The organism is Rhizobium sp. G187, from assembly GCF_051549525.1.
GTDB lineage: Bacteria > Pseudomonadota > Alphaproteobacteria > Rhizobiales > Rhizobiaceae > Allorhizobium.
In genome coordinates, this window is the sequence record NZ_JBPUGM010000001.1 from 790,999 (window position 1) to 806,188 (window position 15,190).

Here is a 15,190-nt window from a genome sequence, read left to right on the forward strand (position 1 = left end):
TCAATTCTTGCCGCGATTGGGCGAAGACAGCGCCCGGTCGCTCTCTGCCGCGATGAAATCCAGGATCTCGATGACCTGCGGGCAATCCAGATACTCGTCACGGATCGCGGCTGCGTTTGCACGGGCAGAACCTTCGGCCTCGAAGATCTGCTTGAAGGCACGGCGGACCTGGTGGATGACCGCACGCTCAATGCCGGCGCGCGTCATACCAACGACATTCAGCCCACCGAGAATGCCGGGATTGCCATTCAGCATGCCATAGGGAATGACGTCATAGGCAACCGCCGACAAACCACCGATGAAGGCATGGCGGCCAATGCGGGTAAACTGGTGAACGGCACAGCCGCCGCTCAGAATGGCCCGGTCTTCCACGCGCACATGACCGGCGAGCATGACATTGTTCGACAGAATGATATCGTTGCCGAGAATGCAGTCATGGGCAACATGCGAATTGGCCAGGAACAGGCAGTTGTCGCCGACACGGGTAATGCCGCCACCACCGACCGAACCGCAATTCATCGTCACGCCTTCGCGCATGGTGCAGTTGGCGCCGACCACCAGGGTCGATTCTGTGCCCGCCTCATGCAGACTTTGCGAGGCTCCGCCGATAACCGCCATCGGATGGATTTTCGATCCAGCCCCGATTTCTGTCAGCCCGGTCACTACCGCATTCGACAGCAGTTCCACACCATCCTTCAAGGTCACACGCGGACCAATATGGCAGAAGGGACCGATACGGACATTCTCGCCAATCACCGCGCCGTCCTCGACGATGGCCATCGGGTGGATCTGGGCGCTGGCAGCGATCGTGCTCATTTCTGGTCCTTGCGCATGATCATGGCGCCAATATCCGCCTCAGCTACGAGCGCTCCGTCGACCTTGGCATCGCAATGAAACTTCCAGATGTTGCCGCGCTGCTTCTGCTTGACGACATGAAACTCCACGCGGTCTCCGGGAACCACCGGCTTGCGGAAACGCGCATTGTCGATCGTCATGAAGTAGACGAGATTGCCCGCCTCCCCCTGCTTGCGGGCGCAGATTGCACCTGCCGTCTGCGCCATGCCTTCGACGAGCAAGACGCCCGGCATGATCGGCGATTCAGGGAAATGGCCGGTGAAGTGCGGCTCGTTCGCCGTCACGTTCTTGATGCCGATTGCCGAGTCGTCGCCGTCAATTTCGACAATCTTGTCGACCAGCAGGAAGGGATAGCGGTGCGGCAGGAGCTTCATGATCTCCAGAATATCCGCCGAACCCAGTTCGGTCTTGGCAACGTCAGTCATTGCTCGCTCCCTTGTCCTTGGTGCGGCTGTCATAGCGGCTGAGCGTTTCGGCCACTTCCCGCAAATAATCTTTCAGAGGCCGCGCCGGAACGCCGCCGAACTTCTCTCCCGGCGGCACATCCGCCAGAACACCGCTCATGGCCGCGATCTGGGCGCCATCACCGATCTTGATATGACCATTGACGCCGGCGGCACCGCCGATCATCACGCCGTCGCCGATCACCGTGCTGCCAGCAATGCCGACCTGGCTGACGATGCCGCAATGCCGGCCGATGCGCACGTTATGGCCGACCTGCACCAGGTTGTCGATCTTTGTGCCTTCACCTATGACAGTGTCATCCATCGTGCCACGATCGATTGTTGTGTTGGCACCGATCTCGACATTGTCCTGGATGATTACGCGTCCGACCTGAACGATCTTCAACATGCCTCGTGGACCTGGCGCGTAACCAAAGCCGTCCTGCCCGATACGGGCGCCGTTGTGGATAATCACATTGTTGCCGACAAGGGCGACCTGAACGGTTGCACCACCAGCAATCGTGCAGTCCCGACCGATCCGGACATCCGAGCCGATGATGGCTCCGGGTCCAATGCGCGTCCCGCTGCCGATTTCCGCTCGGGCGCCAATCACAGCCATGGGCTCTACTTCGACACCATCCTCTAGACGGGCTGTCGGGTCGACATAGGCAGCGGGTGAAATCTTAGGAGCTTCCGACGTCATCCGGACCGGGCGGAGCCCCTGCGGATGCAAAATGCCACCAGCGACCGCAAATGCGGTATGGGCGCTTTTTGCCACCAAAACAGGAATATGGGGTGGGATCAGGCTGACCAGCGCCTTCTCACAGTAGACGGCCGTGGCCTTGCAGGTATCAAGATCGGCGCGATTTCGACGCGACAGGATGTAGCATACATCCCCCTCACCTGCGCGAGCGACCGGCGAAACGGATCGTACGATCCGTCCGCCTGCGCTTTCGTCCGTCAATTCCGCCCCGGTCTGTGCTGCCAGTTCGGCGAGCGTCAGCCCGGAATGGGGCGGAAAGAAATCATTCTCAATCATCGGCAAACGCTCCAGAACGTCAAACTGCCAGCGGTTCTGGATCGCCAGTCTTAGAACTGGTTCGCCATGCTGAAGCGGAATTCCTGCGTATCGTCGAACTCTTCCTTCGCCACCGGAACGGCGTAGTCGACACGCAGAGCACCGAAGGGCGAATTCCAGATCACGCCCACACCGGCAGATGCGCGGAGCGACATGTCAGTCCCGAGAGCCCCACCATCGCTGGCCAGGTTGCTGCCGTAGAGTGTACCGGCATCAGCAAAGACCGCACCACGGAAGTTGAGATCCTGCGGGATGAGCGGCATCGGGAAGGTCGCCTCAGCCGAAGCTGTGAAGTAGGTCGTACCACCGATGGAGTCGTCTCCCATACGCGGACCAATACCGCTGTTGGAGAAGCCACGGATTTCCTTGCCGCCGATCTTGAACTGATCGAAGACGTTCAGATTGTCGCCGAGCGCCACGACATGACCGGCAGAACCCGCCAGCGAGCCGACAACATCGAACTCGTCCGACAGCGTGTAGTACATGCGCGCACGGGCATAGGCCTTGTAGTACTCGGAGTCGCCACCGAGGCCCGCGTATTCGTGCGTGAAGCTTGCATAGATGCCTTCATGCGGGTTCTGGCGATCGTCAACCGTGTTGTACACGACGGAGTGCCCCAGGATGGACTGCTTCCAGGTACCACCTTCAATCGCATCGATATACGGGTCAGCAACCTTGTTGTCGGTGCCGGTCGGAAGGCCGTCCGCGCCGTAGGCGCCATCTTCGATATAATCGATCTGCTTGTAGGTATAACGCAGCGTCGTCGCGAGGTCTTCGGTGATCGGCGCGGTTACGCGAATGGTACCACCCTGCTCCTCGTAGTCGTAGTAGCTGTTGCTGCTGGTCGAGCTCTTGAAGAGGTCGAAACCGGCTGCAAGGCGATAACCGAGGAAGTAAGGCTCGGTAAACGAGAAGTTGTAGGTACGCGCTTCATCGAAGCCGCCGCCTGCAGCAACGCGGATGAACTGGCCGCGACCGAGGAAGTTCTTTTCTTCGACGGACGCTTCAAGCACCAGACCGCCGTCACCGACAGAGTAACCGGCGCCGATGCCGAACGAACCGGTCGGCTGATCCTGTACATCGACGACAACCACGACGCGGTCGGGAGCACTGCCAGCCTGGGTCGAAATGTTCACCGACGAGAAGAAGCCGAGCGCTTCCAGACGACGCTTTGCGCGGGAAATCGTTTCCTGGTTGAACGCATCGCCTTCGGAGATATCGAACTCGCGACGAATAACGTAATCGCGTGTGCGGGTGTTACCACGGACTTCGATACGCTCCACGTAGGCGCGCTCGCCCTGATCAACCAGGAAGGTCACGCCGATCGTGTTCGTCTCAAAGTTACGGTCACCGCGCGGAACGACGCGGGCGAACGGATAACCCGCAGACGACACGCGACGGGAGATGGCTTCCATCGACTTCTGTACGTCACGAGCGCTGTAGGTGTTGCCTTCACGAACTTCGAGAAGACCTTCGAGCTCTTTGCCATCGACACCTTCAACGGTGGATTCAACCGCGACTGCACCGAACTTGTAGCGCTGACCTTCGTCAACAGTGATGTTGATCGTGTACTCGTTGCCGGCCTCATTGAGGATGGCTTCAGAGGAGATCACGCGGAAGTCTGCATAACCATGGTTGTAGTAGAACTGACGCAGGACTTCTTCGTCTGCGCGAAGCTTGTCTTCGTTGTAGACGTCCTTGCGGGTCAGGAACGACAGAACGCCGGATTCCTTCGTCTGAAGCACAGACGACAGGCGGCCGTCCGAATAGGCATTGTTGCCAACGAAGTTGATCGAGCTGATCTTCGTGCGATCGCCTTCATTGATAACGAAAGCAAGATTCACGCGGCCTTCAGCCACAGTGGCGGTCTGGGTCGTCACTTCGACATCAGAACGGCCGATCGCAGCATAGGCTTCACGAATACGCTGAATATCTGCCGTGATCAGGCTCTCGCTGTAGGGACCCTGGGGCTGGGTCTGCACGATGCCAACGAGCTTGTCGTCCTTGATCTTGCGGTTGCCGTTGAACACCACCTGATTGATCAGCTGATTTTCAGAAACGGTGACGACGAGCGTACCGCCGGATACAGACATGCGAACATCCGAGAAGAAGCCGGTCGCGTAAAGACGCTTAACCGATTCATCGATATCCGCATTGCTGAAATTCTGACCGGGCCTGATCGAAATATTCGAGCGAACAGCCTCCGCACCCACACGCTGCGCTCCGCGCACATCGATGCGCTGAACCACTGCAGCCTGAGCCGACGCAGCCGATCCAAGAACGACGACACCCGCGCCCGAAGACACCACACCAGCTGACAGCGCGACCGCTGACACTGCGTTCAAAAACCTTGAACCAGTCTTCATGTGTATACTTTACCTTCTTCCATTGTCCCGCAAGCCGTTACCCCGACTCCGGCCCCAGTGAGGTTTTACCGGCTTTTACCCTACAAGCAAGACCACACGTTAATTTCTGTTTACTTCGTTTCAAGCCGTGACCCAATCGCCACTATCAACTTGAAACAGCGTAAACAAATCCTTTCCCAGCCTCCACGCCGCCCCTTAACCGATGAGGCGGCTGATGTCATTCCACGTCGCAAAGACCATGAGCGAGAGGATCATCGCAAATCCGATCCGGAAGGCGATTTCCTGCGCGTTCTGGCCAAGCGGTTTTCCGCGAAGACCTTCAATCGCGTAGAGAACGAGATGGCCGCCGTCAAGGACCGGAACTGGCATCAAATTCAAAAGTCCCAGCGAAACGGAGAGAACTGCCGCCAGATTGAACAATGCCAGGATGCCAAGCGTCGCCATTTCGCCCGATGCCTGGACGACACGAACCGGCCCACCGAGCTGATCTGCATTCATCCGGCCGGCAATCATGTTCCCGATGTAATCGAAGGTTCCGGTCACGATGTGCCCGGTCTGCAGTACGCCTTCCCAAAGCGCCTGGCCGGGGGACAGCTGCACGATACGGAAATTGCCGGCCTGCTGGTCGGTTACAATACCGATCTGGCCGACTTCCATCTTGTTGCCGAACCGGTCTTCGGTCACGGCGCGGCGCGGGGTCAGCGGGAAATCAAGGATGTTTCCGCCCCGGCTCACCGTTACGGTGACCGGTACTTCCGGCCGCATGGAGATGTAGCGGACGACGTCGTCGAAGGTCTTGATCTCCCGCCCGTCGAGCGCCACCAAAAGGTCGCCACGGGCGATCCCCGCCTCTTCAGCGGCTCCGCCCGCCTTCAGGTCGGCGACCACCGGATCAGAGACCGGCTTACCCATTGTGCCGAAGATCACAGCAAAGATTGCTATTGCAAGCAAGAAGTTAGCAAGCGGACCTGCCGCAACCGTGAAAGCGCGTTTCCACAGCTTTGCACCGTTCAGGGTCTGCGCTTTTTCCGCATCTGTCAGAAGTGATTCGGCTTCGCCATCGGGACGGCTTGCAGCATCGGCATCCCCAAAGAAGCGGACATAGCCCCCGAGGGGGATAGCAGAGACCTTCCACCGGGTGCCATGCTTGTCGGTGAAACCGAAGAGTTCGGGACCAAAGCCGACGGAGAAAGCCAGGACACGAATGCCGGACCAGCGGCCCGCAAGATAGTGGCCCATCTCATGGATGAAGACGAGGAGTGACAGGATCAGGATATACGGCAAGATGTAGCCGCCGAGAAAACCGAAGACTGCACTGATCTCTTGCATCACTCTCGTCCGATCCTGTTGCGTATGACTTTAGAGCCTCTGGATAGCGCTTCACAGACCGAAGAGGAAGGCTCCCATGGAGACGACCACGCGGTTGCCACCGGCAGAAAAGGCAATCGCCAGAAAGAAGGCCGCAAAACAGGCGAATACAAGGCCATCAACGCGATCCATGACGCCGCCGTGTCCGGGAATGAGGTGGCTGGAATCCTTCACACCAAAGCGGCGCTTGATGAAGGATTCAAACAGATCCCCAATCTGGCTCGAAATTGACAGAGCCAACGCAATTCCGACGACCCAGGCACCGACGTCCTGAAAATAGGACGTCGCCAACAAAACGCCGCCCGACACGCCAGCCAAAGCCCCGCCGATCGCTCCTGACCAAGTCTTGCCGGGCGAGATGCGCGGCGCCAGCTTTGGCCCCCCGATCGCCCGTCCGACGAAATATGCGAGTATATCCGTCGCCCAGACCACCACGAAGACAAACAACATCGCGATCAAACCGAGGGAGTCTTCACCACGGATCGCAGAGAGAGAAATCGCGCTGAGACCCGCGTAGAAAATACCGGCAGGTTGCCACCAGCTAACCCGCCGGAAGATCGCAGGAATGATAGCGGTGGTGACCAGACCTGCAAAGAGCGGTACGGTCAGGTCATCGGACCCGAACAGGAGATTGAGCGCGATCAAGGCGAGCGAAAGCCAGCCAAAGGCATCGGCTCGCAGGCTCTTTTCCGATAACCGCGTTATCTTAGACCACTCATAGTAGATCAGCAGGCCGATCGCGGCGGCGAGAAAGCGGAAGATCGCCCCCCCTGCCCAAGTTGCAGCCACGACGACGACGATCATTACGATCGCCGAGTAAATGCGCAATTGCAATTCGCGAGACATTGACGCCATCACGAACCGACCGCCGCCATGGGCTTAGCTGAAAGGCCGCCAAAACGGCGATCTCTCGCTGCGAAGCGCTCCAAAACGGCTCTAAACAGCTCCGGCGTAAAATCGGGCCAAAACTCCGGCACGAACATCAGTTCGGCATAGGCAGCCTGCCAGAGTAGGAAATTCGACAGCCGCTCCTCCCCGCTGGTGCGGATGACCAGATCGGGGTCCGGGATACCGGCGGTGTCGAGGCTGTCATTGATCCGCTGGGCATCAATCTCGTGCGGCTCAAGGCGCCCGGCCCTCACCTCTTCAGCGAGACGGGCAGCAGCTCTCGCGATCTCGTCTCTTGCCCCGTAATTGAAGGCGATGACCAGCGTCATGCCAGCATTGCCGGCTGTCCGCTCCTCCGCTTCCAGTAGAAGAGAACGGATATCATCCTTCAAGGTCGCGCGATCGCCAATGACCCTGATGCGAACATTTGCCCGGTGGAGCTCAGCGAGATCCCGACGGATGAAGGCCTTCAGCAACCCGAAGAGTTCATTGATCTCAGCCTCGGGACGGCGCCAGTTTTCCGAGGAAAACGCAAACAGTGTCAGGAAGCCGATCCCGGCTTCCCGAGCAGCCTTAACCGTCTCGCGCACGGTTTCCACGCCCTTGCGGTGACCAAATGTCCTGGGCAGTCCACGCGCGTTCGCCCAGCGGCCGTTGCCATCCATGATGATGGCAACGTGAAGGGGAACGATAGGCTCTGCGGAAGTCGACATAGGGTGTGTGTCCAAGCGGCGGTTCAAACGATGCGCGGTCGCGACAGTCTAGACCTGCATGATTTCCTTTTCCTTCTCGACGAGCAAGCGATCGATATCGACAATCGTCTCGTCGGTCATCTTTTGGACCTTCTCGGACAGGCTGCGGCTGTCGTCCTGGCTGATCGAGCCGTCTTTTTCAGCCTTCTTCAAGCTGTCCATGCCATCACGACGCACGTGGCGAATCGCAACCTTCGCCTTTTCGGCGTAGTCATGGGCGACCTTGACCAGCGACTTGCGGCGCTCTTCGTTGAGCTCCGGCAAAGGAATACGCAGGTTCTGGCCATCGACAATCGGGTTCAGGCCGAGATTGGCTTCGCGGATAGCCCGATCGACGGCGCCCACCATGGACTTGTCCCAGATCGAGACACCGAGCATGCGTGGCTCCGGAACCGTAACGTTTGCCACCTGGTTCAACGGCACGCGCGAACCGTAGGCTTCGACTGTCACCGGATCGAGAACATTGGCCGATGCGCGGCCGGTGCGCAGCGAAGCGATATCGTTCTTGAACGCGTTGATCGCGCCGTCCATACGGCGCTTGATGTCGTTGAGATCAACCCCTGCGGTCATCATGGTTCTCCCATTGCTCTTGAATGGACCGGCCGAATAGGGCCTGGCCCCTTAGGTTCAATTGTCGGTAACGATCGTCATGCGGCCGCGGCCCTGCAGGATCTCGCAGAATCCGCCCTTCTCATGGATCGAGAAGACAACGATCGGAATGTGGTTTTCGCGTGCCAGTGCCACGGCGGCGACGTCCATCACGGCGAGCCCCTTCTGCAGCACTTCATCATGCGTCAAACGGTCGAAGCGCGTCGCATCGGGCACTTTCTTCGGGTCGGCGGAATAGATGCCGTCCACCTGAGTGCCCTTGAAAATTGCCTGGGCGCCGATTTCCGCAGCGCGGAGTGCAGCGGCGGAGTCTGTCGTGAAGAATGGGTTGCCGGTACCGCCGGCAAATATCACCACCCGGCCCTGGGACAGATGATGGATGGCTGCACGCTGCGAAAAGCTTTCGCAGATTTCCGGCATCGCGATCGCGGACAGAACGACGGTGTCGATATCCAGCTTACGCAGCGAGGTTGCCAGCGCCAGCGCGTTGATCACGGTGGCAAGCATGCCCATGTGGTCGCCGGTGACACGGTCGCCGCCCTTCGATGCCACAGCAACGCCGCGGAAAATATTGCCTCCGCCGACCACGACGCCGACTTCGACGCCCATGTGGCGCGCTTGTGCAATATCGGAGGCGATGCGGTCTGCGACGGCCACGTCGATCCCGAAGCCCTGGCTGCCCATGAGGGCTTCACCGGAAGCCTTGAGAAGGACGCGCTTGAACAATGGTTCGGCTGTCATGAAGTCTCCCGAATACGATTGTCTGCCCGATACACGAAGGGCATCGCGTTGTCACGCGATGCCCGATGTTTTCCCTGCGATAAGGATAAAGGAAAGATCAGCCCTTGGCAGCGGCTGCAACTTCGGCAGCGAAGTCGGACTCTTCCTTTTCGACGCCTTCGCCCAGCAGCAGGCGTGCCATGCCGGCGACTTCGATCGGTGCGCCAGCATCCTTTTCGGCAGCCTTGATGGCGTCGCCAACGGTCAGGTCAGGATTGATGACGAAAGACTGCGACAGAAGGGCGACTTCTTCGAAGAACTTGCGCATGCGGCCTTCGACCATCTTCTCGATGATGGCGTCCGGCTTACCGGAAGCGCGCGACTGTTCGATGAAGACGTTGCGTTCGCGCTCGGCTACGTCTGCGTCGACTTCGTCCGCACGGATGGCGAGCGGGTTGGTGGCGGCGACATGCATGGCGACCTGGCGGCCAATGGCAGCGAGTACGTCCTTGTTACCGGTCGACTTCAGAGCCACGAGGACGCCGAGCTTGCCGAGGCCGTCAGCAGCAGCATTGTGGATGTAGGTGGCGACGACGCCATCTTCGACCGAGAGCTTGACCGAGCGACGCAGGGTCATGTTCTCGCCGATATGAGCGATCGCATCCTTGATGGTGTCGGTGACGGACTTGCCGCTGGCCGGATAAGTGGCTGCGCCGATCGCGTCGACAGACCCGTCGGTGGTGAGAGCAACGGAGGCTACGCCGCGAACCAGTTCCTGGAACGCATCATTGCGGGCAACGAAGTCGGTCTCGGAGTTGACTTCAACGACAACAGCCGAGGTGCCAGCGCCGGAGATGCCGATCAGGCCTTCTGCGGCGGTGCGGCCGGACTTCTTGTCAGCCTTGGCAATACCCTTGGCGCGCAGCCAGTCGATGGCGGCTTCGATGTCGCCGTTGTTCTCGGTCAGCGCCTTCTTGCAATCCATCATGCCTGCGCCGGACTTCTCGCGCAGTTCCTTAACCAGTGCTGCAGTGATTTCAGCCATTGTGTGCCTCTTGTCTGTTCAGGCGGCCGGTCCGCTGTCTGGGACAAGCCGGAGAGCCGCTGTTTTGGGACGAAATGTACCCGGATATGTGACAACGTGATGAAACGGCCACCACGGAACCCATGGGTCGTCTCCGACACCTCGCAGAGGCGTCCGGAAGAACGGAGGCCGCCCGTTGCTCCGGGGAGCGCACAGGCGGCCATTCCCTTGACGGGAAGATGCGGCGGAGACCGCCGCGAATACAGGTCTTAAGCGTCGGCTTCGGTTTCGAGAGCCGGCTCGATCAGAGCTTCGGCGGAGGCGCCGAGGTCACGACCCGAAGCGCCCTGCTGGCGTGCGATGCCGTCGATGGCAGCGCGCGAGATCAGGTCACAGTAGAGAGCGATGGCGCGCGAAGCGTCGTCATTGCCCGGGATCGGGTAGTCGATCAGGTCCGGATCGCAGTTCGAGTCGATGACAGCAACAACCGGGATGCCGAGGCGCTTGGCTTCGTCGATCGCGATCTTTTCCTTGTTGGTGTCGATGATGAACATCAGGTCCGGGGTGCCGCCCATGTCACGGATACCGCCGAGAGCCTTTTCGAGCTTCTCGCGCTCGCGCTCGAGGTTGAGGCGTTCCTTCTTGGAGTAGCCAGAACCTTCCGAAGCCAGGATCTCGTCAAGCTTGCGCAGGCGAGCGATCGAGTTCGAAATGGTCTTCCAGTTGGTCATCATGCCGCCGAGCCAGCGGGAGTTGACGTAGTACTGGGCCGAACGCTTGGCGCTGTCAGCGATGATTTCCGAAGCCTGGCGCTTGGTGCCAACGAACAGAACGCGACCGCCGCGAGCAACGGTGTCGGAGACGACCTGCAGGGCCTTCGACAGCATCGGCACGGTCTGGGCCAGATCGATGATGTGGATGTTGTTACGATCGCCGAAGATGTACGGCTTCATCTTCGGGTTCCAGCGGTGAGTCTGGTGACCGAAGTGAATGCCAGCTTCGAGAAGCTGACGCATAGAGAAATCGGGCAATGCCATGCCTTGTTATCCTTTTCCGGTTGAACCCCCGCGAAACAAACAGCAAGCCTTTTGAACCTGCCACCGGGCGGAATCGGCAGGATTTCTCCCTGTCGATCCCAAGCTTCGCGTGTGGAATGATGCGGCCCATACAGGGCGGCCCATGAAAAATCAAGCCGCAATCCGGACAAACACTCTGTCGATGCCGAGAATCACCGGCAATCAGCCTCAGGATTGCCGAGGACTTCGAGTTTGGTCAGCTTGCCCGCGAGAACGAAGTCGCCATAGTCCAGCGTCAGATCGCGGGTGACACCGTTTTCGTAGAGCTTGAAGGACTGATTGTAGATCGGCTCCTGGTCGCCGGTTGACTGATCATTGAAATAGGCAATCGAGACCGGCCAGTAGTCGGCGGTCGCCAGTTCCGCCGCCGCTTCCACTTCGGGATCGGTTTTCGATGGCTTCTGCGGCCGACCGACAATCGTCGTCGTCAGAAATGTCTGATCACCATCTTCAGAGCCGTCGAAGATCCGTGATTCGAAGATGCGCTCCCCCCGATGCGCCCGCGCGATGACCTCGAGCATATGTTCCGCCGGGAAGCGGCTTGCTGCCACTTCCAGGCCGCGCTTGTCGGGGCCTGTCAGTTCGATCTTCACCTTGCCGCCGGTATCGGCCGCATCGCCAGTGACATCCTTGTCGAGCTGGTCGTCGGTGAAGGATTTATTGTCAAAACGGAACCGACCCTGGGCAAGATCCTCGAAAGTCGAGGATCGCTGGTCCGTGACGCGAACGCCGTCGCCCATGTCGATACGGGTGACAAAGCGGAATTCCGTGCTGAAGCCCTTACAACTCGATCCGTTGAATTCGTAGACCATGCGGCCGCGCATCGATTCGATGCCGGAACGATCCGAGGCTTCCTTGAGGACGATATCATAGACCGCACGGTGCGGAACAAGGCCCGTTGGCGCCGCATGGGCGTCATAGCCGGCCGGAATTACCAGGAGAGCCAAGGTGGCGCCAAGCGCCAAACGCAGAGGGTACATCGACATTCTCCTGTTGTAGTCCGGCACGATGTTATAAGACCACATTCGTCAAAAGCGAGACATGCTTTTCGTCACTTCGACTTTATCGCTCTTTTTCAACAATCCGGGATTGCGTCATGTCCGACACCATCGAAGCCCGCCTGGCGGCCGCAGGGATCAGCCTGCCCGAAGCCGCCGCCCCTGCTGCCAACTATGTTCCCTTCGTCGTGTCCGGTAACATGCTTCACCTGTCTGGACAGCTCCCCATGGACGGGGGACGGATTGCCGTCACCGGGCTCGTCGGCAGCGATGTGGGCCTCGAAGATGCGCAGCGGGCAGCGCGGCTCTGCGCCATCAATATCCTTGCTCAAGCAAAGGCGGCACTCGGCGGCGATCTCGGCCGGATCGTCAAGGTGGTGAAGCTGAATGGCTTCGTCGCTTCTGCCCCGGGCTTTGTCGAGCAGCACCTCGTGATCAATGGCGCATCCAATTTGATCGCTGAAATCCTTGGCGAAGCCGGCCGGCATGCGCGCGCGGCCGTCGGCATGGCTGCCCTGCCCCTCAATGCAGCAGTCGAGATCGACGCCATCATGGAGATCCGTGCGTGACCAAGGCTGACTGGATCAAGGACCTGCCCGTCGCGCATCGCGGCTATCACGACATGAACCATGCGGTCTGGGAAAACACCCTCTCTGCCTTTTCCAGGGCCATCGATGCCGGATTTGCCATCGAATGCGATATCCAGCTTTCGTCCGACAGTGTCCCGATGGTGTTCCACGACCACGATCTTCAGCGCCTTTGCAGCATGGCGGGCGAAGTTCGGGAGCGGACGGCCAGTGAGCTCGGCCTCCTGTCAATCGGCGCCACCAAGGACCGCATTCCAACGCTGCGCCAGATGCTGAACCTCGTTAAGGGACGCGTGCCGCTGGTGATCGAGCTCAAGGGCATCAATGCCGAGCAGGACGATGGCTATGTTGAGGCCGTTCTCGAAGTTCTGGAGGGCTATCAGGGCAAGGTTGCGCTGATGAGCTTCGACTTCCATCTGCTGCGCGCCTTGAAGAAGGCAGACTGCCCCTATCCAGTGGGCCTCACCGCAGAAGGGCAGAAACCGGAGAATTTCGCAGAGCATGCAGAGGCTATGGCGCTCGGCCTCGATTTCGTCTCCTATTGCGTCGCGCATTTGCCAAATGATTTCATCTCCGGCCTGCGTGAAAAGGCCACGCCTGTGATTACCTGGACCGTCAGGGATGAAATCATGCGGGCACAGACCTATACATATGCAGATCAGATGACGTTCGAAGGCTTCGACCCGCGCCAATCACCGGCCATTGCCTGAGACAACGACCAACAGGACCGCATGGCAGACGAGGTTACGATCCGCATTGTCGGCTCCTTCCTGGAGATCGATCCGACCGAATGGGCCCTCCTCTCCGGAACCTCGCGTTCCGGAGAAGGATACAATCCCTTCATCTCGCATGCCTTCCTATCGGCGCTTGAACAATCGGGCTCCGCTCATGCCGAAACGGGCTGGCTTGCTCACCACCTATTGCTTTCCGAAGGCGAGAAACTGATCGGTGCTGTGCCGTGCTATCTGAAGAGCCATAGTCAGGGCGAGTATGTCTTCGATCATGGCTGGGCGGATGCCTACCAGCGGGCGGGAGGGCGGTATTATCCAAAGCTGCAGGCTTCCGTACCTTTCACACCGGCCACCGGGCCGCGTTTGCTGGTGCGACAAGGCGAGGATCGGGCACGCGTCCAAGCACTGCTTGCGCAGGGATTGCAACAGATTACCATCGAACTCGGCGTTTCATCCTCACATCTGACCTTCCTGCAGGAACAGGAACTGCCGGCGCTCGAAGAAGCAGGATTCCTGCATAGGACGGACCAGCAATTCCATTTTATCAATCGGGGTTACGCCGATCACGAGGCCTTTCTCGGCGAGTTGTCCTCATCGAAGCGCAAGAACCTGCGCAAGGAACGCCGCGCTGCGCTGGAAAACGGCGTCAGCATCGACTGGCTGACCGGCAAAGATCTGACCGACGAGATCTGGGATCATTTCTTCCATTTCTACATGGACACCGGCAGCCGCAAATGGGGTCGTCCCTATCTGACCCGCAGCTTCTATGCCCTCATCGGCGAGACCATGCCCGACGATATCCTGCTGGTCATGGCGAAGCGCGATGGCCGCTATGTCGCAGGCGCGATCAATTTCATCGGTGCCGATGCGCTCTATGGCCGGCACTGGGGGTGCATCGAAGACCACCCCTTCCTGCATTTCGAGGTTTGCTACCATCAGGCGATCGATTTTGCGCTGGCGCATGGTCTCTCGCGTGTCGAGGCGGGCGCGCAGGGCGAGCACAAGCTCGCTCGGGGCTATGAGCCTGTAACCACCCATTCCGCACATTTCATCGCGCATCAGGGTCTGCGGCGCGCTGTTGCAAACTATCTCGACCAGGAACGACAGGAGGTGGCGCAGATCGGCGCCTATCTCGAAGGACACACGCCTTTCCGAAAGGGTGAGCGCCCGTCGCGGCCGGGCGAGGAAATCGACGGCTGACCAGATGCCTCCAGGCTTGTCGCACGGCGGATCTTGGCGTTAACTAACTGACGAATCGAGGAGTTTTTGCTGATGACTGCGCCTTATGACCCCAACAACATCTTCGCCAAGATCCTGCGCGGCGACATTCCGTCGGTCAAGCTCTATGAAGACGACGATACCCTGGCCTTCATGGATGTGATGCCACAGGCCCCCGGCCATCTCCTGGTCATTCCCAAGGTCGGTTCGCGCAATCTCCTGGATGCCGATCCTGCCGTGCTTGCGAAGGTTTTGCCGGTGGTTCAGAAGCTCGCCAATGCCGTGAAGGACGCCTTCGAGGCGGACGGTGTGTATGTCGCGCAGTTCAACGAAGCAGCGGCCGGCCAAACGGTATATCATCTCCATTTCCACGTGATCCCGCGGCACGAGGCGCTGCCGCTGAAGCCGCATTCAGGCGGCATGGCTGATGTCGATGTTCTCAAAGCGCAGGCTGAAAAAATCAAAGCCGCCCTCTGA

At 59.3% G+C, this 15,190-nt stretch carries 16 protein-coding genes; 4 read left to right on the forward strand and 12 right to left on the reverse strand.

Annotated features, from left to right (window positions below):
- From lpxA to ACSV9I_RS03795, 12 genes are all read right to left on the reverse strand, one after another.
- Positions 1–816 (reverse strand): acyl-ACP--UDP-N-acetylglucosamine O-acyltransferase, encoded by an 816-nt coding sequence (lpxA, locus tag ACSV9I_RS03740; protein WP_054158369.1) that lies wholly within the window; start codon positions 814–816, stop codon positions 1–3.
- Positions 813–1,280 (reverse strand): 3-hydroxyacyl-ACP dehydratase FabZ, encoded by a 468-nt coding sequence (gene fabZ / locus ACSV9I_RS03745; RefSeq protein ID WP_438327346.1) that lies wholly within the window; start codon positions 1,278–1,280, stop codon positions 813–815. The genes lpxA and fabZ overlap by 4 nt, the downstream gene beginning before the upstream one ends.
- Positions 1,273–2,337: a UDP-3-O-(3-hydroxymyristoyl)glucosamine N-acyltransferase gene (gene lpxD, locus ACSV9I_RS03750; protein WP_438327348.1), complete on the reverse strand. Its 1,065-nt coding sequence runs from the start codon at positions 2,335–2,337 to the stop codon at positions 1,273–1,275. Before lpxD ends, fabZ begins: the two co-directional genes overlap by 8 nt.
- Before the next feature lie 50 nt (positions 2,338–2,387).
- A complete protein-coding gene (gene bamA / locus ACSV9I_RS03755) occupies positions 2,388–4,742 on the reverse strand; it encodes an outer membrane protein assembly factor BamA (protein ID WP_438327351.1) in 2,355 nt (784 codons plus the stop codon).
- Between the two features lie 195 nt (positions 4,743–4,937).
- Positions 4,938–6,071, reverse strand: coding sequence for an RIP metalloprotease RseP (gene rseP / locus ACSV9I_RS03760; protein ID WP_438327353.1), 1,134 nt, complete (start codon positions 6,069–6,071; stop codon positions 4,938–4,940).
- Between the two features lie 51 nt (positions 6,072–6,122).
- Positions 6,123–6,956, reverse strand: coding sequence for a phosphatidate cytidylyltransferase (locus tag ACSV9I_RS03765; protein ID WP_438327355.1), 834 nt, complete (start codon positions 6,954–6,956; stop codon positions 6,123–6,125).
- Between the two features lie 8 nt (positions 6,957–6,964).
- On the reverse strand, positions 6,965–7,711 hold the full coding sequence (locus ACSV9I_RS03770) for an isoprenyl transferase (protein ID WP_438327357.1): 747 nt from the start codon (positions 7,709–7,711) through the stop codon (positions 6,965–6,967).
- A gap of 48 nt (positions 7,712–7,759) precedes the next feature.
- The gene (gene frr / locus ACSV9I_RS03775; RefSeq protein ID WP_054158511.1) at positions 7,760–8,320 is read right to left on the reverse strand and encodes a ribosome recycling factor; all 561 of its coding nucleotides are present in this window, start codon (positions 8,318–8,320) and stop codon (positions 7,760–7,762) included.
- 57 nt (positions 8,321–8,377) lie between these two features.
- A complete protein-coding gene (pyrH, locus tag ACSV9I_RS03780) occupies positions 8,378–9,100 on the reverse strand; it encodes a UMP kinase (protein WP_438327359.1) in 723 nt (240 codons plus the stop codon).
- A gap of 97 nt (positions 9,101–9,197) precedes the next feature.
- Entirely contained in the window at positions 9,198–10,124 is a 927-nt protein-coding gene (tsf, locus tag ACSV9I_RS03785; protein ID WP_438327361.1) for a translation elongation factor Ts, read from the reverse strand.
- Positions 10,125–10,372: 248 nt separating this feature from the next.
- A complete protein-coding gene (rpsB, locus tag ACSV9I_RS03790; RefSeq protein WP_054158360.1) occupies positions 10,373–11,140 on the reverse strand; it encodes a 30S ribosomal protein S2 in 768 nt (255 codons plus the stop codon).
- A gap of 191 nt (positions 11,141–11,331) precedes the next feature.
- Positions 11,332–12,159, reverse strand: coding sequence for a cell envelope integrity EipB family protein (locus ACSV9I_RS03795; RefSeq protein WP_438327364.1), 828 nt, complete (start codon positions 12,157–12,159; stop codon positions 11,332–11,334).
- Positions 12,160–12,275: 116 nt separating this feature from the next.
- Here ACSV9I_RS03795 and ACSV9I_RS03800 point away from each other — a divergent pair, with 116 nt between their 5' ends.
- From ACSV9I_RS03800 to ACSV9I_RS03815, 4 genes are all read left to right on the forward strand, one after another.
- Positions 12,276–12,746 carry a RidA family protein gene (locus ACSV9I_RS03800; protein WP_438327365.1) on the forward strand — a complete coding sequence of 157 codons (471 nt, stop codon included), beginning with the start codon at positions 12,276–12,278 and terminating at the stop codon, positions 12,744–12,746.
- The gene (locus ACSV9I_RS03805) at positions 12,743–13,474 is read left to right on the forward strand and encodes a glycerophosphodiester phosphodiesterase (RefSeq protein ID WP_438327367.1); all 732 of its coding nucleotides are present in this window, start codon (positions 12,743–12,745) and stop codon (positions 13,472–13,474) included. Before ACSV9I_RS03800 ends, ACSV9I_RS03805 begins: the two co-directional genes overlap by 4 nt.
- A 21-nt stretch (positions 13,475–13,495) precedes the next feature.
- Complete coding sequence (locus ACSV9I_RS03810; RefSeq protein WP_438327369.1) at positions 13,496–14,695, forward strand: GNAT family N-acetyltransferase; 1,200 nt, start codon at positions 13,496–13,498, stop codon at positions 14,693–14,695.
- Between the two features lie 72 nt (positions 14,696–14,767).
- Complete coding sequence (locus ACSV9I_RS03815; RefSeq protein ID WP_438327371.1) at positions 14,768–15,190, forward strand: HIT family protein; 423 nt, start codon at positions 14,768–14,770, stop codon at positions 15,188–15,190.